At 42.4% G+C, this 20,284-nt stretch carries 19 protein-coding genes; 15 read left to right on the top strand and 4 right to left on the bottom strand.

What is annotated here, in order from left to right; genetic code table 11:
- Positions 1–1,065 (top strand): 2-oxoglutarate dehydrogenase complex dihydrolipoyllysine-residue succinyltransferase (gene odhB, locus VK080_RS13875; RefSeq protein ID WP_324225365.1); only part of this gene is annotated, 1,065 nt, incomplete at its 5' end.
- 98 nt (positions 1,066–1,163) lie between these two features.
- On the opposite strand, the gene VK080_RS13870 is transcribed toward odhB, so the two are convergent.
- Complete coding sequence (locus VK080_RS13870; protein ID WP_324225364.1) at positions 1,164–1,301, bottom strand: hypothetical protein; 138 nt, start codon at positions 1,299–1,301, stop codon at positions 1,164–1,166.
- Positions 1,302–1,550: 249 nt separating this feature from the next.
- On the opposite strand from VK080_RS13870, the gene VK080_RS13865 reads away from it, so the two are divergent.
- From VK080_RS13865 to VK080_RS13845, 5 genes are all read left to right on the top strand, one after another.
- Entirely contained in the window at positions 1,551–2,741 is a 1,191-nt protein-coding gene (locus VK080_RS13865) for a NupC/NupG family nucleoside CNT transporter (protein ID WP_324225363.1), read from the top strand.
- 667 nt (positions 2,742–3,408) lie between these two features.
- Positions 3,409–4,482 carry an undecaprenyldiphospho-muramoylpentapeptide beta-N-acetylglucosaminyltransferase gene (locus tag VK080_RS13860; RefSeq protein ID WP_324225362.1) on the top strand — a complete coding sequence of 358 codons (1,074 nt, stop codon included), beginning with the start codon at positions 3,409–3,411 and terminating at the stop codon, positions 4,480–4,482.
- Between the two features lie 543 nt (positions 4,483–5,025).
- Positions 5,026–6,045 carry an ABC transporter substrate-binding protein gene (locus VK080_RS13855; RefSeq protein ID WP_324225361.1) on the top strand — a complete coding sequence of 340 codons (1,020 nt, stop codon included), beginning with the start codon at positions 5,026–5,028 and terminating at the stop codon, positions 6,043–6,045.
- Between the two features lie 236 nt (positions 6,046–6,281).
- The gene (locus VK080_RS13850; protein WP_324225360.1) at positions 6,282–7,139 is read left to right on the top strand and encodes a proline/glycine betaine ABC transporter permease; all 858 of its coding nucleotides are present in this window, start codon (positions 6,282–6,284) and stop codon (positions 7,137–7,139) included.
- Positions 7,139–8,347, top strand: a complete 1,209-nt coding sequence (locus tag VK080_RS13845; protein ID WP_324225359.1) for a glycine betaine/L-proline ABC transporter ATP-binding protein — start codon at positions 7,139–7,141, stop codon at positions 8,345–8,347. Before VK080_RS13850 ends, VK080_RS13845 begins: the two co-directional genes overlap by 1 nt.
- 191 nt (positions 8,348–8,538) lie before the next feature.
- On the opposite strand, the gene VK080_RS13840 is transcribed toward VK080_RS13845, so the two are convergent.
- Both VK080_RS13840 and VK080_RS13835 read right to left on the bottom strand, forming a co-directional pair.
- Positions 8,539–9,090: a carbonic anhydrase gene (locus VK080_RS13840; protein ID WP_324225358.1), complete on the bottom strand. Its 552-nt coding sequence runs from the start codon at positions 9,088–9,090 to the stop codon at positions 8,539–8,541.
- A 27-nt stretch (positions 9,091–9,117) separates the two neighbouring features.
- Positions 9,118–10,164: a hypothetical protein gene (locus VK080_RS13835; RefSeq protein WP_324225357.1), complete on the bottom strand. Its 1,047-nt coding sequence runs from the start codon at positions 10,162–10,164 to the stop codon at positions 9,118–9,120.
- 300 nt (positions 10,165–10,464) lie between these two features.
- Here VK080_RS13835 and VK080_RS13830 point away from each other — a divergent pair, with 300 nt between their 5' ends.
- From VK080_RS13830 to VK080_RS13820, 3 genes are all read left to right on the top strand, one after another.
- Entirely contained in the window at positions 10,465–11,280 is an 816-nt protein-coding gene (locus VK080_RS13830) for a serine protease (RefSeq protein WP_324225356.1), read from the top strand.
- Between the two features lie 452 nt (positions 11,281–11,732).
- A complete protein-coding gene (gene sigI / locus VK080_RS13825) occupies positions 11,733–12,461 on the top strand; it encodes an RNA polymerase sigma-I factor (protein ID WP_324225355.1) in 729 nt (242 codons plus the stop codon).
- Complete coding sequence (locus VK080_RS13820; protein WP_324225354.1) at positions 12,461–13,360, top strand: anti-sigma factor domain-containing protein; 900 nt, start codon at positions 12,461–12,463, stop codon at positions 13,358–13,360. Before sigI ends, VK080_RS13820 begins: the two co-directional genes overlap by 1 nt.
- Before the next feature lie 551 nt (positions 13,361–13,911).
- On the opposite strand, the gene VK080_RS13815 is transcribed toward VK080_RS13820, so the two are convergent.
- Positions 13,912–14,148, bottom strand: a complete 237-nt coding sequence (locus tag VK080_RS13815; RefSeq protein ID WP_324225353.1) for a YhdB family protein — start codon at positions 14,146–14,148, stop codon at positions 13,912–13,914.
- A gap of 162 nt (positions 14,149–14,310) precedes the next feature.
- Between VK080_RS13815 and VK080_RS13810 the strand changes: the two genes are divergently transcribed.
- The 6 genes from VK080_RS13810 to VK080_RS13785 all read left to right on the top strand — a co-directional run bounded on the left by VK080_RS13810 (position 14,311) and on the right by VK080_RS13785 (position 20,207).
- Entirely contained in the window at positions 14,311–15,003 is a 693-nt protein-coding gene (locus VK080_RS13810) for a YhcN/YlaJ family sporulation lipoprotein (protein ID WP_324225352.1), read from the top strand.
- 328 nt (positions 15,004–15,331) lie between these two features.
- Positions 15,332–15,970, top strand: coding sequence for a class I SAM-dependent methyltransferase (locus VK080_RS13805; RefSeq protein ID WP_324225351.1), 639 nt, complete (start codon positions 15,332–15,334; stop codon positions 15,968–15,970).
- 177 nt (positions 15,971–16,147) lie between these two features.
- Positions 16,148–16,615, top strand: a complete 468-nt coding sequence (locus VK080_RS13800) for an S-ribosylhomocysteine lyase (RefSeq protein ID WP_324225350.1) — start codon at positions 16,148–16,150, stop codon at positions 16,613–16,615.
- A gap of 14 nt (positions 16,616–16,629) precedes the next feature.
- Complete coding sequence (locus VK080_RS13795) at positions 16,630–17,547, top strand: cysteine synthase family protein (RefSeq protein WP_324225349.1); 918 nt, start codon at positions 16,630–16,632, stop codon at positions 17,545–17,547.
- A 23-nt stretch (positions 17,548–17,570) separates the two neighbouring features.
- Positions 17,571–18,704 (top strand): bifunctional cystathionine gamma-lyase/homocysteine desulfhydrase, encoded by a 1,134-nt coding sequence (locus VK080_RS13790; protein ID WP_324225348.1) that lies wholly within the window; start codon positions 17,571–17,573, stop codon positions 18,702–18,704.
- A 138-nt stretch (positions 18,705–18,842) separates the two neighbouring features.
- On the top strand, positions 18,843–20,207 hold the full coding sequence (locus tag VK080_RS13785; protein ID WP_324225347.1) for a dipeptidase: 1,365 nt from the start codon (positions 18,843–18,845) through the stop codon (positions 20,205–20,207).
- Positions 20,208–20,284: the final 77 nt, after the last annotated feature.

The raw sequence follows: 20,284 nt of genomic DNA, 5'->3' as shown, positions 1-20,284 counted from the left end.
GAAAATGGTGAAGCAGGCGGCAGTGATTCCGGTGAAGGTGAAAAAGAAGCTCCTGCTGAATCCGAAGATACTGGTAAGAAACGAGAAGGAGTATCAGAACCTGTAAAAGATGATAAACAAGCGCAAGAAGAAAAACAGGATGATGTTTCTTCTGACAGCAGTCAGGATGTCATTGCATCCCCTGCGGCCCGTAAGCGTGCCCGCGAACTTGGTATTGATTTAAGTGAAGTACAGGCACGTGATCCATTAGGTCGTATTCGTCCGGAAGATGTCGATTCTGCTGCGAAAGGCGCCAGCGTTCAAAAAACATCCAAGCCGGCTAAAAAAGAAGAACCAAAGCAATCCGAAGACACCGAGTTTGAAAAGCCTGTTGAACGTATCAAAATGTCCCGCCGCCGTCAGACGATTGCCAACCGGTTGGTGGATGTGCAGCAAGAAGCTGCTATGTTGACGACATTTAATGAAGTCGATATGTCAGCCATTATGAAGTTGCGTAATGAACGGAAAGAGGACTTTAAAGAAAAACACGGTGTAAAACTAGGATTCATGTCATTCTTTACGAAAGCCGTCATCGGTGCTTTAAAAGATTTCCCATTGCTGAATGCAGAGATACAGGGTAAAGAAATTATCAAGAAAAATTTCTATGATATAGGCATTGCTGTTTCGACCGATGAAGGACTGGTTGTACCGGTTGTGCGTGATGCAGATAAATTGGACTTTGCCGGAGTGGAAAAAGAAATTGGCGAGTTAAGCAAAAAAGCAGTTAATAAGGAATTATCCTTGAAAGACCTGCAGGGCGGAACCTTTACAATTACCAACGGTGGTACTTTTGGATCAATGCTGTCAACGCCTATCCTGAACGCGCCACAGGTTGGGATTCTTGGTATGCATAACATTCAAAAACGCCCTGTGGTTATGCCGGATGATTCGATTGAAGTTCGCCCAATGATGTATCTTGCTGTATCATATGACCACCGGATTGTGGATGGTAAAGAAGCAGTACAGTTCCTTGTCCGGATTAAAGAACTGCTGGAAGATCCATATGATTTATTGCTGGAAGGCTAATTGATATGAATGAAACCCTCGCATTGATGAGACGTCACTGCGGGGGGTTTTTATTTGGAAAAATATTTGGGAAATGTTGTGAATAAGATATGGTTTTTTTAGTTGATGGCTGCTTTCTTTAATAGTTTGATATCTGATGCCATCTCCATTACTTTTTTATCAAATGTACGTTCCATACTTTCCATTGTGTATTGAAATTCATAATTTTTAGCAGTCTGTTCAGTGACAATACGCAACTGGTCCTCGACATTTGTGAGTCTGCCATCGATAGCGTTGATTTTCTCGTTTACGATATTAAATCTTTGGTCAATGTCATTGAATATGTTAAAAATTGATTCTTCCGGGAATAACTACTTTAGGCGAATGGAAAAATTTTATCTTGCCGGACGTCTGACAACCTGTTAAAATCAGTTATGGAAAAAGTGGATTTGTAAGCATTTTCAGGGTTTATTGATTCGCTTTAACATCAAAAGGGAGGCACATCGGTGGATATACTACTTGGGATTTTAGCAATTATTGTTGTATTGGGACTGGCTTACTTGATGTCCAATGATAAGAAAAAGATTAATTATAAAGGCATTGGTATCATGCTGCTTGCCCAGCTTATCATTAGTTGGTTTATGCTTTACACGGAGATCGGCAGGACTGTTCTTAACGGAATTTCAGCCGGTTTCAATAAATTGATTGAATTCGGTACGGAAGGTGTTAATTTCGTTGTTGGCGGTATTCTGGTTGAAGAAGGTGGAAGTGTATTCTTCTTTAATGTTCTTCTTTTAATTATCTTTTTTGCGACGCTTCTTTCCGTTCTGACGTATTTACGGATTCTTCCGCCGATCATTAAATATTTGGGCGGATTACTATCAAAGATAACCGGATTGCCAAGAGTCGAATCGTTTAATGCAGTCAACAGTATCTTTTTCGGACAATCCGAAGCATTACTGGCTGTCAAAACACAATTTCATCATTTGGATAACAACCGGCTGTATATTGTGAGTGCATCGGCGATGGGATCGGTATCAGCGTCAATCGTCGGGTCATATCTGCAAATTCTGCCGCCTGAATATGTATTGGCAGCTCTACCGCTTAATATGTTCAGTGCATTGATTCTGGCATCTGTCATTGCACCGGTAAATGTATCGAAAGAGGAAGATAAGGTTGATGTGAAGGAAGTTTCGAATGATAAGAGTATTTTTGAAGCGATGAGTAATGGTGCGCTGGATGGCGGGAAAATTGCTTTGATCGTTGCGGCAATGCTGATTGCTTTCATTGCCGCGCTTGAGTTGGTCAATTGGCTCATCCAGTTCGTATTTGCCGGTGTTACACTTCAGGAAATTCTGGGGTATATCATTGCGCCAATTGGTATTCTGATGGGTATTTCACCAGGTGAGGTCATCGAGGCAGGCGGTGTCATGGGAACGAAAATCGTTACCAATGAATTTGTCGCGATGCTGGAATTTGAACAAATCCTGGGCTCCATGTCCGAAAAAACCGTTGGCATTGTTTCAGTATTCCTGACAAGCTTTGCCAATTTCTCATCGATCGGTATTATTGCAGGAACGGTGCAGGGAATTGACAGCAAAAAAGCTGTACAGGTTTCCGGATTTGGTATGAAACTACTGATCGGTGCAACGCTGGCTTCTATTTTGTCAGCCACGATTGCAGGACTGTTCCTCTAAGTTCATTTAAAACGGTACTGTCGTGCGCGAAGAACAAATCATAAAAACAGGCATTAATCTGTGGACGATTTTTGCCTGTTTTTTGTATGATTCGAGCCTTATTTTTCTTCTCAGTGCCCAAATAAAGTTCAAAAGCTGCTGAATGGTCGGAGAGAGCGCTTCTCTCTGCCCAAATGCTGCGGAAAAACAATGAAAAGGTAAGAGATAGCGCCTCTCTCTGCCCAAATGCTGCGGAAAAACAGTGAAAAGGTAAGAGAGGACGCCTCTCTCTGCCCAAATGCTGCGGAAAAACAGTGAAAAGGTAAGAGAGGACGCCTCTCTCTGCCCAAATGCTGCAGAAAAACAGTGAAAAGGTAAGAGAGGACGCTTCTCTCAGAAAAAACAGCTGCTCAGACGACCAATCATCAAATCAATTTTTCTGAATATAAAAATGTAGTTGAAAAAGATATTTAATGGTAATGTAGTTATATAATTAACATGGGAATCGGTCTCACCCTAACAATGAAACTGTGCAATGAATTAACAAGGGGATGAGGGGATCTCCACTAATTAAAGATTCGCTTCATATATTTAGGTCATTTTACCGCTAGGATTGAAGAAGTCAGTATACATATAAGAATCATTATACCTTTTTATTTCGTGTCATGAAAGAAGGAGTGCTTCGTTTATGCAGGCAAAAAGAATCTTATTTACAGGCGGCGGCACAGCCGGTCATGTGATTGTCAATCTTGCGCTTATCCCTGTTTTTCAGAAGGAAGGATGGGAAATTGATTATATCGGTTCCAAAGAAGGGATTGAACGCAGACTGATTGAATCACTTAATGGGGTCATCTATCATCCGATTTCAACTGGAAAGCTGCGCCGTTATATCTCAAAGGAAAATGTGAAGGATCCGTTCAAAGTGCTGCAGGGGACGATGCAGGCGTGGCGGATCATCGGCAAGCGAAAGCCGTCAATTGTTTTCTCCAAGGGCGGTTTTGTTTCCGTACCGGTTATCATGGCGGCAAAACTGCGCGGTGTGCCGGCAGTCATTCACGAGTCCGATTTCACACCCGGTCTTGCCAACAAGATTGCCATTCCGTTTTCCAAAAAAGTACTTGCCACTTTTCCGGAGACAATGGATTATCTGCCGGAAAAAAAAGCGGAATATGTCGGGGCCGTCATCAGGGATGAATTGTTTGCAGGTGATAAAAATAAAGGACTTGACATGTGCGGCTTCACAAAAGAAAAGCCTGTTTTGCTCATCATGGGTGGCAGTGCTGGAGCCGAGAAAATTAATCAGGCGGTTCGGGGCAGCCTTGATCAGCTTTTAGCCGAATTCCAGATTGCCCATATTTGCGGTCAGGGAAAAACGGATCCAACCATTCAACAAGATGGCTATACCCAATTTGAATATATCAATGAAGAGTTGAAGGATTTATTCGCGGCGACTGATTTCGTGCTATCACGTGCAGGTGCCAATGCGATTTTTGAATTCCTGGCGCTCCATAAGCCGATGCTTTTGATCCCGTTGTCAAAATCAGCAAGCAGAGGTGACCAGATCATTAACGCCAATTCATTTAAAGAAAAAAACTATGCAAGGGTATTGGAAGAGGAAGCATTAACCGAACAATCACTGGCAGAGGAACTGATCAAGCTGAAAAAGCAGGCACCGGTCATGATCGATCATATGAAAAACTATCAGAGTGAAAAAGCGCGCGACCGGGTGATTGAAATTATTAAGGATACAGGCAGTGAATAGAAATGACTGGATAGCTGGCATCAAAGGACGTTATGAATAAAGTCAACCAGCCTGAAGAGGTGCAGACTCAAAAGGGTTGTCTTAAATAATTGGATCTCAAAAATAATCCCGTATCACTATAAAAGTGGTACGGGATTATTGGTTTAACACAGTTTTATGATGGGAGGTGGGACAATAAAATATTTGGGTTAGCCCTGTTGAACTTATGGCCGGCGGTTTTTTCACCCAAAAATTACTAATTTCAGATTGTGTCGATATTTGTAGTATTTTGGCATATATGTTTGGTTTTGGTGTGTTATTAGAAAATATTTCTGTTATATCCACATTTATCGGATTATAACAGTTTTTATGCCATTTGATAAAAACTGGTTTGTTTATTATGATAAAAGATGTTTGCGAGCGCGACAAAATCCTTACTAATGCTTCTTTTTTTGTAATCCATGCTGCAACTAATCCTTCAGGGACATCTTTACCTCGTCAATTGAGATGCTGCTTATTTGTGTATTTTAAAGATCACTGGAAAATAACAAAAGGAGTAATCACATGAAAAAACTATTAATGATGGTATCTATTGGTCTTTTAGCCGTACTTGCTGCTTGCGGCGGATCAGGTTCAGAAAATGGTGAGTCGGGTTCAGAGGCAACCGTTGATAAATTGGTTTTTGCTGATGCAGGTTGGAACAGCATCAGGGTTCATAATTCTATTGCGCAGAAAATTATTGAAGAAGGTTATGGCATTGATACGGAAGTAACACCAGGATCAACGGCTGCAACCGTTCAAGGGCTGCGGGAAGGTGATATTGATATCTACATGGAATTATGGACGGATAACATCAAGGAAGTATACAATGAAGCGATTGAAGCAGGTGATTTTGAAAAAGTTTCCGTAAACTTTGATGATAATAAGCAGGGTTTATATGTGCCGACATATGTCATTGAAGGAGACGAGGAGCGTGGAATCGAACCAATGGCTCCTGATTTAAAAACAGTTGAGGATTTGAAGAACTATCCTGAACTATTTGAAGATCCGGCAGAGCCAGGAAAAGGCCGTTTAATTAACGCACCAAGCGGATGGGCAGTAGAAAAAGCGATCACCCAAAAAATGGAGACATATGGTTTAAATGATTCGTTTGTCAACTTTAAGCCGGGTTCAGACGCCGCAATTGTTGCGTCATTGGCTGATGCATATGAAGCGGGAGAGCCATGGGTTGGTTATTATTGGTCACCGACTGCTGTGACGGCTAAATATGATTTAACACTGCTGGAAGAGCCGGCATATGATCCGGAAGTATATGAAGAAACAAAAGGTACAGAATTACCGCCAAATGATGTTGTGGTAGGTGTTCATAAAGATGTACCTGATGCGGCACCAAAGGTTGTGGAGTTTCTGAGCAACTATGAAACTAGCAGTGATCTGACTGAAGAAGCCTTGGATTATATGAATGAAAATGAAGATGCTTCAGCTGAAGAGGCAGCCGAGTGGTGGATGAACGAACACGAAGATATATGGACCAGTTGGGTTCCTGAAGATGTAGCTGAGAAAGTGAAGGAATCACTGTCATAACTTGTAAAGCAGCTGGCCTGCCGGTTGGCTGCTTTTCTGATTTATACAACGCATATAACCCTAAAATGGCGGCTGACTGCCATAAATGACTGACTTTGCTCGGTCTGCTCGATGCAGGTCACAAAGGCTGTACAACACGATGTTGCGAACTTAGCATGTGTTCCGCTTCTTGATCGGGAGAGAAAAACACCCCGCTGAATGAAGTTTCATAACTTAAAAAGAGAGGTGTGTATCTTATGGGCGTATTTCCGGATATAACGTTTAAACTCGGTGACTACGTCGAAACGTTCATTAATTTTTTGGATCGATCATTGGAAAGCTTTTTTGATTTCATTTATTTATTTTCGTCTGAGATTATCAGTGGCATTGAGGGATTTCTTCTGTGGCTGCCATGGTGGCTGTTTATTTTAATCATCGTGCTGCTGGGCTGGTATTTCAAATCGATCTTTGCCGGTGTTCTTTATGGTATTTTCATATTTCTGATTGGAACGTTCGGGTTATGGGAAGATTTGATGACCACGATTGCCATTGTGATGACTGCCGTTATTATTTCATTGGCACTGGGAATTCCGCTTGGCGTATGGATGGCGTTCAGCAAAGGATTTTCCACGGTCATGCGGCCAATCCTTGACGCGATGCAGACCATGCCGAGTTTCGTCTATTTAATTCCAGCTATTTTCTTCTTCGGTTTAGGAAACATATCCGCCATTTTTGCTACATTAATTTACGCTATACCTCCCGTTATCAGGCTTACAGAGCTGGCAATCCGCGGTGTGGACCAAGAAGTGATTGAATCAGCGGAATCATTTGGCTCATCCAACATGCAGATGCTGTTTAAAATACAGCTGCCGCAAGCCTTGCCGACCATCATGGCAGGTGTGAACCAGACAACGATGATGGCGCTGGCAATGGTCGTTATCGCATCGATGGTTGGTGCCCAAGGTCTTGGAGAGCAAGTGCTTGTATCAATCAACCAAATTGATATTGCTTTAGGGTTTGAGGCAGGTATCAGCATTGTGTTTCTTGCCATTATTATTGATCGGGTTACCAACGGTCTTGCGGATAAATTCCAGAAGCACAGGAGGGTAAGCTAATGGATACAAAGATAAAAGTCGAACAAGTTTCGAAAATATTCGGACCCAAACCCAAATCCGTCATTCCTAAAATCAAAAGTGGTATGAGTAAAGACGACATACTCGCTGAAACAGGTCATACGGTTGGTGTCTATGATGCATCGATGGAGATTAAACAGGGTGAAACGTTCGTCATCATGGGTCTTTCCGGAAGTGGCAAGTCAACCCTTATCCGCTGTTTTAATTTATTAAATAGACCGACAGATGGCGCTATTTATATCGACGGCGAAGATATCGTTCAGCACAACAAGGCCCAGCTCAAAAAGGTTCGTCAGGAAAAAATTGCGATGGTTTTCCAGCATTTTGGCCTCTTTAACCATCGTACGATTTTGGCAAACGTCGAATATGGGCTTGAAGTCCGTAATATTTCCAAAGAGGAACGGCGGGAAATCGCACAAAAAAATATTGATATTGTCGGTTTAAAAGGTTATGAAGATAAATATCCGGACGAACTTTCCGGCGGTATGCAGCAGCGTGTCGGTCTGGCCCGGGCGCTTGCCAACGACCCGGATATTCTGCTGATGGATGAGCCGTTCAGTGCATTGGACCCGCTTATCCGTCGTGAAATGCAGCTTGAGCTTCTGGATATTCAAGAGCGGCTGCAAAAGACAATTATTTTTATTACACACGATGTCAATGAAGCGTTCAAACTGGGTGACCGGGTTGCGGTCATGAAAGATGGCAAGGTCAATCAGATTGGCACACCCGAGGAGATTATTGAGAATCCGGCCAATGACTATATTTCTGATTTCATTAAGGATATTGACCGGTCAAAAGTGTTCCAAGCGGAGCATATCATGATCAAACCGAATGCACTTGTTTCCATGAAGGACGGATTGAACGTTGCCCGTAAAGAAATGGAGGAGAATGGCATATCGAGTGTCTTTGTCGTGGATCGCAGCCGGCATGTCAAAGGAATCGTCACCATTGATGATGCCATAAAAGGCCTGAAGGATAAAAAATCTCTTGAGGATATGCTGCGAACGGATATTACCATTGTGAAACAAGATGAATATGTTAACGATTTGATTGCTAAAGCACTTGAATCAAGTTTTCCGCTGGCTGTCGTCAATGAAAAGGAAAAGTTGGTTGGGTTTATTTTACGTGTCCATGTATTGTCAGGCCTGGCAGCTGAAGAAGTGGAAGAAAGTAATGAATATCATGTTTAAGATAACAAAAAAACTGGTCTCCCTTTTAAGGAAGGCCAGTTTTTTTGTGTACATAAGTGCAAGCTAAGGCCTATTGCCAAAAGGTTTGACGATAAGCTGATTCTACCGAGCCGGGTTTATCCTGGTACAATTGTGACAACTTGGGCCAATTCTGTGCCGGTTTGGGCCGATTCACCATACGTTGCACAATGCTATTCTTTTGCGACGAGGTCGACTTTACCTGTTTCCGGGTCAATGACCAGTCCGTGAACGTTTACATAGGATGGCAGCAAAGGATGATTGCGAACGACAGCAACACTTTCCTTAACCGAATCCTCAACTGACACAAAACCTCTGAATTCATCTTCCAGACTGAACCCGGCGTGATTTAGCGTATTGAGTGATTCTTCGGAAATTCCTTTTTCAAGCATGCCTGCCTTGAATGCAGCCGGATCCATATGTGACATGCCGCAATCATGGTGCCCAATAACCATAACCTGTTCTGCCTTTAATTCGTAAATCGCAACAAGAATACTTTTCATGATGTTGTCAAAAGGATCACGAAGAATCGCACCCGCATTTTTGACCATTTTAACGTCACCATTTTGGATGTTTAATGCTTTAGGCAATAGCTCAACCAGACGTGTATCCATACATGTGAAGATAACGGTCCGTTTATTCGGTATGTTATCTGTCTGGAAAGGCTCGTATTTCTTTTCACTTACAAACCTTTCATTATATTCAAGCATGTCGTCAAGAAGCATTGCAATTATCCTTTCTATCGGGGTGTGTTATTGATTATTGATAATGAGTTTTTCATTGTATAATTCGATAAGCCGCGCCTTCAAAAAGATGGCAATTTCCCAAAGTATGGCGATCAGGACCACCCAAGCCCAATAGTCCATGAACGTCCGCTGCAGGTTGTAAAGCGGCTCTGCGATTGGATAAAACGGATTTTGCTGCATAACCAATGTGAATGCATAGAACATGCCAAATGTAAAGTTTCGGGACCACTGGGTAACATGATACGTGAAAATCGCCTTGTTCCAGCCATATTGTTTAATCCGCTTAATGGCGCGGGCCACTTCGACCGCTTCAACAATGATCAGCAATGCGAACACCAATATCCAAAAATAGGTGACGAATCCGGGCGTGAAAGTATTTGTTGTGACAATTGCCAGACCTGTAATGGACAAGGCACCATGGATTATACAGTTCGTATTTGCCCAATCGTCAGCGAGCGTCCAATTATGATGCTTGATGAACCTGTTATAAAGCAGTATTATCCCAGCCAGATAAAAGACAAGACCTAAAATGATGACTGCTTGAGAAAAATAGACGGGGAACTGAAAAAAAACATTATTCAATAAAATGATGATTGATTGTGTTCCAACCGTTGACAGCAATATCGCCCCATGCACTGGAAAGTCTTTGTAGTCAAATAATAACTGCTTGAAATTGTAAAAGCAATTGACTAAAAAGAAAAGCCATAAAAATGTGTTAAGAATGGCCATTGCCTGAGTCAATAATAAAATTTCCGGAAAATATTTCAGAAACACATTACACAGCACCGATACACCAGCAATCCAAGTACCAATGACAAACGAATTGACCGGATTTTGAATAAAAGGAATCAGAAAATCCCGGTGAAAGAACTGTATTGATAAATCCTTATAAATAATCACCCACGCAACAAGCAGAAAAAACGCCAAATATTTACCATATACAACGTCGAGAGTCGGAAATGCTTCAACAGCTCCTATCAGGAAAATGCCGCATGCCATAATGATGGCGCCGGAAGCGGGTTCAATTTTATTGTAATGCCCTTTAAGTAACATAAACATCCACGTCCATTTAAAGTTTATCAATTAGAATTATATCATCTTTGCCGTTTTTTTTATGACAAAAATAGATAAAATGTGATAGGTATCACAAAAAATATGGCGATTTAGTGTATAAATTTGTGTTTCGGCTGTCATATTGACGATGAATATGGTTCGGCAAGCGGATTCAATTATTCTAACTTAAAATGGTATAATAAAAGAAAACAGGACTTTCTTTCTGATTATATGCAAATACGACTGTCATAACCAGAAAAACAGATAATGTGTGAATCATGGCTTGTTGGGCGGTGTCTTATGGTTAACGATAAGAAAAACCATGATATGATCGATGACGATTTATATGAAGATCTGGATGAAGAAGAATTGTACGAACTTGTTGAACAGGAACGGCAGAAAGCACTTGCAAGGGCTGGGGAGAAGAAAAATCGTAAACCCCGGCGACCTTTCCCAAAGTGGGTTTTCTGGCTGATTGCTGTAGTTATGGTATTAAATGTAGCCTCTATGATTCCAAGGACGTTTTCCATTCCGGCAATTGATTTTTTAATCACCTCTGCCAAACTGTCAACGCAGGATGACATACAGACTTATAAAAAATCAGTGGTTGTTATTGAAACGGATGACTCAAGGGGCACCGGTTTTTCAATATCCGCCGATGGGACGATTATTACCAATCATCATGTGGTGGAAGGTGAAGAATCGGCCACTGTGGCTTTTCCTGAAGAAGGATTGTTTTCCGGGGATGTTGTGGCGACATATCCTTCCGTTGATCTGGCAGTCTTAAATGTTGACGGGAGTGCACTGCCTTACCTAGAGCTTGCAGGAGAAACGACATTTGAACCAGGTGATGAGCAGGTTTATTTTATTGGCAACCCAATCCGTTTTAATGGCATCGCGAATCAAGGCAGAGTGATTGATTATATAACACTTAACGGTTGGGACCAACCGGTTGTCATGATGGAAGCACCGGTTTACCGCGGCAATAGCGGCAGTCCGGTCATCACTCAGGATGGCAGCGTGATCGGAATTGTGTTTGCCACCCTCCATCACGATACACACGGACGGGTCGGATTGTTTATACCGATTGACTATTATTATAAATATCACAGCTGACTCCCCGATTTCTTCGAGCCTGACATCTTGACTTTGACCTTTGAAAAAAATCCGGCAGCCGAGTTTTTCTCAAGATATCATGCTACCGCTATATTTGGATAGTAACGGACTTTTAAAAAAAATGTAATAAACCTGTTCTCGAAACCATTTGCCGAGTACGTTATGATAAATCATATTGGATAAGTGAAGCTTTATACAACAGAATGTTTTTTCCCGCTGAATGTTAGCTGAACCGAATCGGGCATTTAAGGTCAGTTAGCCGCCGTCATTTGGCGGGTTACTGACCATTACATGCGGGACCATGCGGGACAAATTATAATAAAAGATGGTGGATACATCATGACTATTAATGATTTAATCATAAATAGCTTAATTGAGCTTAGTTTACCGAAAACCACATTCAAAAAATATGATCTTGAAACGAACTTAATATTGGCTGGAGGTGCTGCAAGGTGTCAAGCAACCAATCCTTAAAAGAGCGGCCACTTGAAGATATGATTGCATTGGCGCAGCAGGGGGATCAATCAGTACAAAATCACCTTTTGAAAAGCTACCAGCCATTTATTGCCAAATGCGTTTCCGAAGTGTGCAAATGCTATATTGATCCCAAAACGGATGATGAATTCAGCATTGGTTTAAATGCTTTTAACGATGCCATGATGTCGTACTGCCCTGACAAAGGCAGTTCGTTCCTGACTTTTTCCAAGCTGGTTGTGAAACGGAAAGTAATTGATTACATAAGATATGTCCAAAAGACACCGGTTGCAATGTCTTTGGACGATAGCTACGATGAAGAACAGATGGAAAATCCGGCTGAAGTTTTGGCCGTTAATGAATTTTATCGGAAAAATCAGGATGTCTTGTATCTCAGGGAGGAGATTTTTGACTTTAAGGAAAAACTTCGCAGTTATAAGTTATCATTGGCCCAGCTGGCAGACGTGTCGCCAAAACATAAAGATGCACGGGAAACAGCAATTGCTGTGGCAAGGACATTGCATAACGATACGGATTTAAGATATTATGTACGGAAAAAGAAAAAACTTCCTTTGAAAGACTTGGCCAAGCTGATCAACGTCAGCAAGAAAACGTTGGAGCGAAACCGGAAGTTCATCCTCTCCATTTTCATCATCCTGGACGAGGATTACACGTATCTTAAGGAGTATCTGAAGGGGATGGGGTAGTGAAAAAAGGAATTGTGATGGAAAAGCATCGTAATTACATAATTGTTATGCGAAAAGATGGTACCTTCCAAAAAGCACAGCGGCCGGAAAATGCATCCGTTGGCATGGAAATCAGTTACAAGCCGATCAGTGGCAAGCACCATCCACTGTTTCGTTATTTCTGCAACAGAAGACATGCTTCATTTCAAATACCTGCCATCTTGTTTCTCCTGCTTTTATTGATGCCGGTTTATTTGATGACGGACAAAAATCAAACATATGCATATGTCAATATTTCCATCAACCCAAATATTGAACTGGAAATTGACGAACAGCTGAACGTTAAATCAATTGTGCCTTTGAATGATGATGCGGAATCAGTCCTTTCGACGCTTACAGACTATGAAGGCGACCAATTGGAAACCGTCATTGAAAAAATTATGACTGAAAGCGAAAAGGAGAACTTGCTTCAGAATGGGAAAAACATGCTTGCAGGTGTAAGTTATCTTTCCGAGGCACATCACGTTTCTGTAACCGACGTGATTGATGAATTCTTTCTGAACCATGGTGAAGGATGGGAAATTGTCACATTTCAAATTCCAAAGGACATTCGGGAAAAGGCCCATAACAGTGAGCAATCAATGAACCAACTGATGACAGTTAATTTTATTGAATCGGAATCTTCCGGTGATAACAACACGAGTGCAGCTGGAGAATGCTTTGTTGAGGACAATGAGAGAGATATTATACATTCATTTTATAAAAACGAGGGTCGTCACTCAGGGTCGGCAGCTGAAACAAATAAAACCGCTGATACCGGAAGCAAGACATCATCTGGTCAAAAGGATTCAAGAGACATGGGCAGCAGTGATAAAATGTCGGAGCGGCAAGAAAGTGTAAACTCAGGCAATCAGTACTAATCAAAGCATCCAAGTGAGTTAAAGTCTAAGGATGCTCAGAGAAAAGGTTATGGGCTAAGCAGCCATGATAACGTTGACAGTCAAATCGGGAATAAAAAGAATGGTCATGGCAATAACGGCAGGGCTAAAGGGCATGAGCAAGTAAAGCAGCATAACGGTAAGGCGAAGGGCCACGATAAAGCCAAGGATCATAATAGCAAAATAAAAGGCCATGACAAAGTGAAAACTAAAGGTAAGGCAAAAAAGGTCAACACAAGATAAAACACAACAATGCCAAAGCAAAATGTCACAATAAAGCCAGACAAAATAACGGTAAAGCTAAGGACCATCATAAAGGTAACAATGGAAACGGCAAAGGACCAAAATAAAACGAAGCTTCATTCAGCGGGATGCTTTTCCCCATTTTTGAATGTTAGTTGAGCAGAATCGGGGATTTAGGGTCAGTTGGCCGCTGTATTTGGCGGGTTACTGACCAACCATTACATGCTGGATCAATAACAAGGAAAAATGCACCGGAAATCCGGTGCATTTTTGGGTCAGACCTTGTGTCCCTAAACTTGCATGGCCACAGGTGGCGTGTATTTCATGGCATGGTCAATATAATACAACAGCTCATCATGTGTTTCGATAATTTTGGCCTGTTCAGGTGAGTAATGGTAGGCATTCAGGAAGAGCTGGATTTTTTTGGACAGCATATCATCATTTGTGCGGACCATCAGCACGAGCAATTCATCCCACTGTCCCCATAACGTGTAATACAACGCTTTGTCGTAATCCGCAATTTCCATTTCTTGCCCTCCTTCATGTTGAAAAGGATCAGTTATAGTCTCCCCGAATAATATATATATTGTATGAAACAAAAATGGTGTGCCTGCCAATTTTTGTGAGTGAATAATTTTCCTTTACTGTTACATACTAAACTCAAAACAGTAAGGAGGGCTTTGAATACAATGAAATGGAAACTTTACAGTGTCATGCTGGCAGTTTTATTTGTACTTGCTGCATGTAATGGAGCAAATGATAATGATGGAAATAACGGGACGGAAGAAGGCCAAAATAACAATGGCAACAACGTCGAACAAACTCGTTTTGAAGGTGACAACGATCGAAATAACATGAATGACCAGAACAATAACGAGTTCAATAATGGCAATCGCACACGTAATACAGACGATCAGGACAATAATGGCAACAACAGGAACGATGGTGAGAACCAATATGAATTGGCAGACGAGGCGGCTGAACGAATTGCTGACCAAGTAGACAGTATTGACAACGCCTATGTCGTCAAAACCGACAATAATGCTTATGTGGCCGCTGAATTGGACAGGGATAATAACAACGGCCGCAACATGAACAACGACAATGGAAACGACAATGCAAACATTAACGGGACAACCAACAATAATGATAATAACAATGAAGGCGGCGAAATAACGGATGCTGTAAAAGAGGAAATTGCCGGTATCGTGAAGTCGGTTGATCCGGATGTGAATAATGTTTATGTATCAACAAACCCTGACTTTTTTGACCTGGCTAATAACTACGCCGATGATGCCGACAGCGGTGAACCGGTAGAAGGGTTATTCGATCAAATGGGTAATATGATTGAACGCGTTTTTCCGCAGCAGGGTAATGATTAAACAAACTCATTAAAAAAACGGGCAGCACGCTTTGTATGTGCGCCCGTTTTTTTATCCCGCATATAAAGGACAGTAACCCGTCAAAAAATGACGGGTAACTGTCCCTAAATGCCCGATTCTGTTCGGGCCTGCAGGATGCGGGTCACAAAGGCGTTGCGACAGGACGTCGCGACCTTAGCCTTTGTTCCTTAATATCAGTAGAGAAAACCACCTACTGAATGAGTTTCACTTTATTGCGATTATCATCAACATTTGGTATTCTGTACATATAATTCATATTAAACATAGTTGTGTACTATGAATTTATATATGATGGGAATGAATATAGATGGGACGTGAGTTTTTAGGCTTATTTGAAGAATGGGCCGACTCATATGACGACAGTGTTGCCGGTGTCGATCCGGAATATAAAGCTGTTTTCGAAAATTATGATATGATTTTAAACGAAGTGGCAAAATGTGCTTTTGGTAATATACTGGAATTTGGTGTCGGTACCGGTAATTTATCGAAAAAGCTGATGGATTCGGGATATCAGGTAACAGGAATTGAGCCATCACCAGCCATGCGGGAAAAAGCAGCCAGAAAACTGCCATCGCTTATCTTGCATGAAGGTGATTTCATTGATTTTCCTCTGCCCGCCGAACCCATTCATACAGTGACAAGTTCTTTTGCTTTTCATCATTTGACGGATGTTGAAAAGGAAAAAGCTGTTATACAGTATGCTGAGCTTCTTCGGGCAATGGGGAAAATTGTGTTTGCAGACACGTTATTTGAAACAGCTGAACGTAAAGAACTTGCGATTAAAGAGGCGCAGGATCAAGGCTATCTGGATTTAGCAGAGGATTTGCAGCGGGAGTATTACACGACGCTGCCGGAGATGAGGCGCATTTTTACAGCTAACGGGTTTCGTGTTACGTTTGAACAAATGAATGATTTTTGCTGGTTAATCATAGCAGTAAAAAATTAAAAGTACGTGTTCAAAAGGAGGATAAAAAGGACCGAGAAGTTCGAGGCGGTGCAGTTTCGAGCAGCGGAATGTATGCATTTAGATACATGAGCAGCGGAGAAACAAGCCAACGAAGAAATTCGATGTGTCATTTTTACCGGACTTTTTGAACAACCTTAAAAAAAGGAGCGATTGATCATGGCAGACAAAATGAACGTGGAAAGTTTTAATCTGGATCATACAAAAGTGGCAGCACCTTATGTTCGACTTGTTGGGGTAACAACCGGGAAAAATGGTGACAAAGTATACAAATATGATATTCGGTTTAAACAACCGAATAAAGAGCATATGGATATGCCGGGGCTGCATTCTATTGAGCATTTAATGGCTGAAAATATCCGGAATCATATGGATAATGTGCTGGACATTGGACCGATGGGATGCCAGACAGGATTTTACCTTTCGGTGTTGAATAACGATAGCTATGAAGAGATTTTAGAGGCGTTGGAAAAAACGCTTCAGGATGTGCTGGAAGCCGATGAAGTGCCAGCATGCAATGAAGTGCAGTGTGGTTGGGCTGCCAATCATAGTCTGGAAGGCGCAAAAAAAATTGCCAAAGACATGCTGGCTAAAAAAGATGAGTGGCAGCAAGTCTTTACAGAATAAGAGGCGGCGAAACGATGGCGATATACCAATCCATTAATAGGTTAATCGGGGATACACCATTATTGGAGATAACCGGATTCTCTCTTCCAGAGGGCGTTCGTTTATTGGCAAAACTGGAATTTTATAATCCGGGCGGCAGTGTGAAAGATCGGTTAGGTGCTGAATTAATCAATGACGCATTGTCCAGCGGGAAAATTAAAGCCGGTGGAACGATTATTGAGCCGACTGCCGGAAATACCGGTATCGGTCTGGCACTCGCTGCTTTGAATCAGGATTTATCGGTAATTTTTTGTGTTCCGGAACAATTCAGTATTGAAAAACAGCAGCTTATGAAAGCATTGGGGGCTTCCATTGTTCATACCCCGAGTGATGAAGGCATGGCTGGTGCAATTGCAAAGACCGAGCAGCTCTTGGATGAAGTTCCAAACAGTTTTTCACCACAGCAATTTGCCAATCCGGCAAATCCGGCAACATATTATAAAACACTCGCACCCGAATTGTGGCGTGACCTTGACGGCAATATTGATGTTTTTGTAGCTGGTGCGGGCTCCAGTGGTACATTTATGGGAACATCGCGATATTTGAAGGAGAAAAAACCGGATATCCGGTCCGTGATCGTGGAGCCAGAGGGATCAATTATTGGAGGCGGAGAGCCTGGTTCACATAAAACAGAGGGTATAGGCATGGAATTTTTACCTGACTTTTTTGATCATTCATTGGTGGATGATATTTATACAGTGACAGATCGGGATGCATTTTCACTGACGGCGCAATTGGCGAAGAAAGAAGGACTGCTAGTAGGAAGCTCATCAGGGTCTGCGATGTATGCTGCCTTGGAAGAAACTCGGTACGCTAAACCGGGAACAACGATTGTGGCGATTTTTCCGGATGGTAGTGATCGTTACTTAAGTAAAGGTATATACCCCAACTAGGCTGAAGGAAGGGAGATTGGAATATGCGAGCGAAAACGAAGATGATACATGGCGGGGTGACAGGGGACGAAAATACAGGTGCTGTGTCTGTACCAATATACCAGGTCAGCACATATCAGCAGGATTCAGCTGGTAATCCTCGGGACTACGAATACTCCCGGACCGGTAATCCAACCCGTCATGCGCTGGAAACCGTTGTGGCCGAATTGGAAAATGGAAAAGCAGGTTTTGCATTCGGTTCCGGTATGGCTGCGATTACATCTGTCATGATGTTGCTTGAAGCCGGTGATCATGTTGTCATGACGGATGATGTCTATGGCGGCACCTACCGTCTGATGACAAATGTCCTGAATCGGTTTAATCTGGACCATTCTTATGTGGACACAAGTAATCCAGAACAAGTAGAGGCAACAGTCAAGGAAAATACGAGGGCTCTGTTTGTTGAGACACCGACCAATCCACTTTTAAAAATTACGGATCTTGAAAAAATGGCGGAAATCGCTCAGAAAAACAACCTGTTGTTAATTGTTGATAACACGTTTGCAACACCTTATTGGCAGCAGCCGCTCGATTTGGGTGCAGACATTGTGCTGCACAGCGCAACCAAGTATATTGGCGGGCATAGTGATGTTGTGGCAGGTCTTTTAGCCGTTAATTCCGATGAGTTGGCTGAACAGATCCATTTTATTCAAAATTCAGCCGGTGGCGTGCTCGGCCCGCAGGATTCTTGGCTCTTAATGCGCGGAATCAAAACACTTGGAATTCGGATGGAAGCCAATGAACGGAACACAGCGAAACTGGTGGAATTTCTTGAGAAGCATGAGAAAGTAAGGAACATCTACTACCCCGGTCTTGCCTCTCATAAAGGGCATGATATTGCGAAACGCCAGGCAACCGGGTTTGGCGGGATAATTTCATTTGATGCAGGAAGTGGAGAAAAGGCTGAAAAAGTATTGAACCGAGTGCAATATTACACACTTGCCGAAAGTCTGGGTGCAGTGGAAAGTCTTATCTCGGTTCCAGCAAAAATGACACATGCATCAATTCCTGCAGACCGCCGGGCAGAACTTGGCATCACAGACGGTTTAATTCGTATATCAGTCGGGATTGAAGATGCAGACGATCTGATTGAGGATTTGGCTCAAGCGTTGGAATAGCTTTTCGAGGGCAGTCTTATAAAAGGCTGTCTTTTTTGCAGATTGGGACATAGGGTTGGGACATAGGGTCAGACCCTATGTCCCAATCTGCTATAATATATGCTAAAATAGAACAAAATGAACTTGAGGAGTGAGTCGATGAGTAAGCAGGCATTGCAATATTTATCCGAAAACCGCGAACAGCTGCTGGAAAAGTTAAATACGTTTTTATCGATTCCGAGTGTCAGTACGGACAGTGTACATAAAAAAGATATTAAAGAAGCGGCTGATTACTTGGAATCCTACTTGAACGATATCGGTTTTGATCAAGTACAGCAACAGGATACAGGTGGTCACCCACTGGTATATGCTGAGTATAACCAGGCCGGACCTGATGCGCCAACTGTTCTGTTTTACGGGCATTACGACGTTCAGCCGGTTGACCCAATCGATCAGTGGAAGAGTGATCCGTTTAAGCCGGTGATCAGAGACGGGCGTTTATATGCACGCGGTGCGAGTGATGACAAGGGACAGGTGTTTATGCACCTTGCTGTGTTCGAAGCGTATATGAAAACGGAAGGGAAACTGCCGTTAAATGTCAAAGTATGCATTGAAGGTGAGGAAGAAATCGGCAGTGAAAATCTTTACGACGTTCTGCATGATAAAAAAGAACAGTTTAATGCGGATTTTGCCGTTATTTCGGACTCTGGAATGGTTGCCGAGAATCAGCCAACCATTTTGTACGGGCTAAAAGGTTTTACAGGCATCGAAATTAATGTGACCGGACCTGATCATGACCTGCATTCAGGTATGTACGGCGGGGCCGTCCGCAATCCGGTCATGGCGCTGAACCACATTTTGGCATCGATGAAAAATGAGGATGAAGAGGTGACGGTTGAAGGTTTCTACGATGGTGTTGAGCCGCTCTCCACTGACGAACGCGACTTAATCAAAAATGTACAAGGTGAAAACTATGAGAAAGCAACAGGCGTTAAGGAAACAGTATCTGAAAAGGGCTACACGGCCAAAGAACATACAATGGCAAGGCCGACTTTTGAAATAAATGGCATGTACGGTGGTTATCAGGGAGAGGGGACAAAAACGATTATCCCATCGACGGCAACAGCAAAAATCACCTGCCGACTCGTACCCGGACAGGACCCTGAAAAAATTCAGGAGCTGTTGGAAAATCATATTCATAAAGCCGCGCCATCTGGTGTAACGGTTGATGTGACAAAAGAAAAACTGTCAGCTAAAGCATACAAGGTGGAGCCTGATCATCCGCTCATCAAAAAGGCTGCTGAAAGTTATACGAAAGCATTTGGAAAAGAAACGGTTTATGTGCGTATGGGCGGATCTATCCCAGTTGTTGAATGGATTGAGGATATTTATAATATTCCAATTGTGCTGCTCGGATTTGGGACACCGGATGACCGGCTGCATTCTCCAAATGAAAGCTTTCCATTGGACAGTTTTGATAAAGGGATGGAAACGCTGGCTCGTTATTGGGCCGATATTAAATAAGACTGGACAGGGGGCGATCCGATGTCCCGTTTTCGATTAACTGAATGTGGTTATATAGCGATACGAAGAAATAGGGG

This window comes from Lentibacillus sp. (genome assembly GCF_035301925.1).
Classification (GTDB): domain Bacteria; phylum Bacillota; class Bacilli; order Bacillales; family Amphibacillaceae; genus Lentibacillus.
The sequence above is the reverse complement of the archived record's forward strand: the minus strand, read 5'-3'. Positions and strand labels throughout refer to the sequence as shown.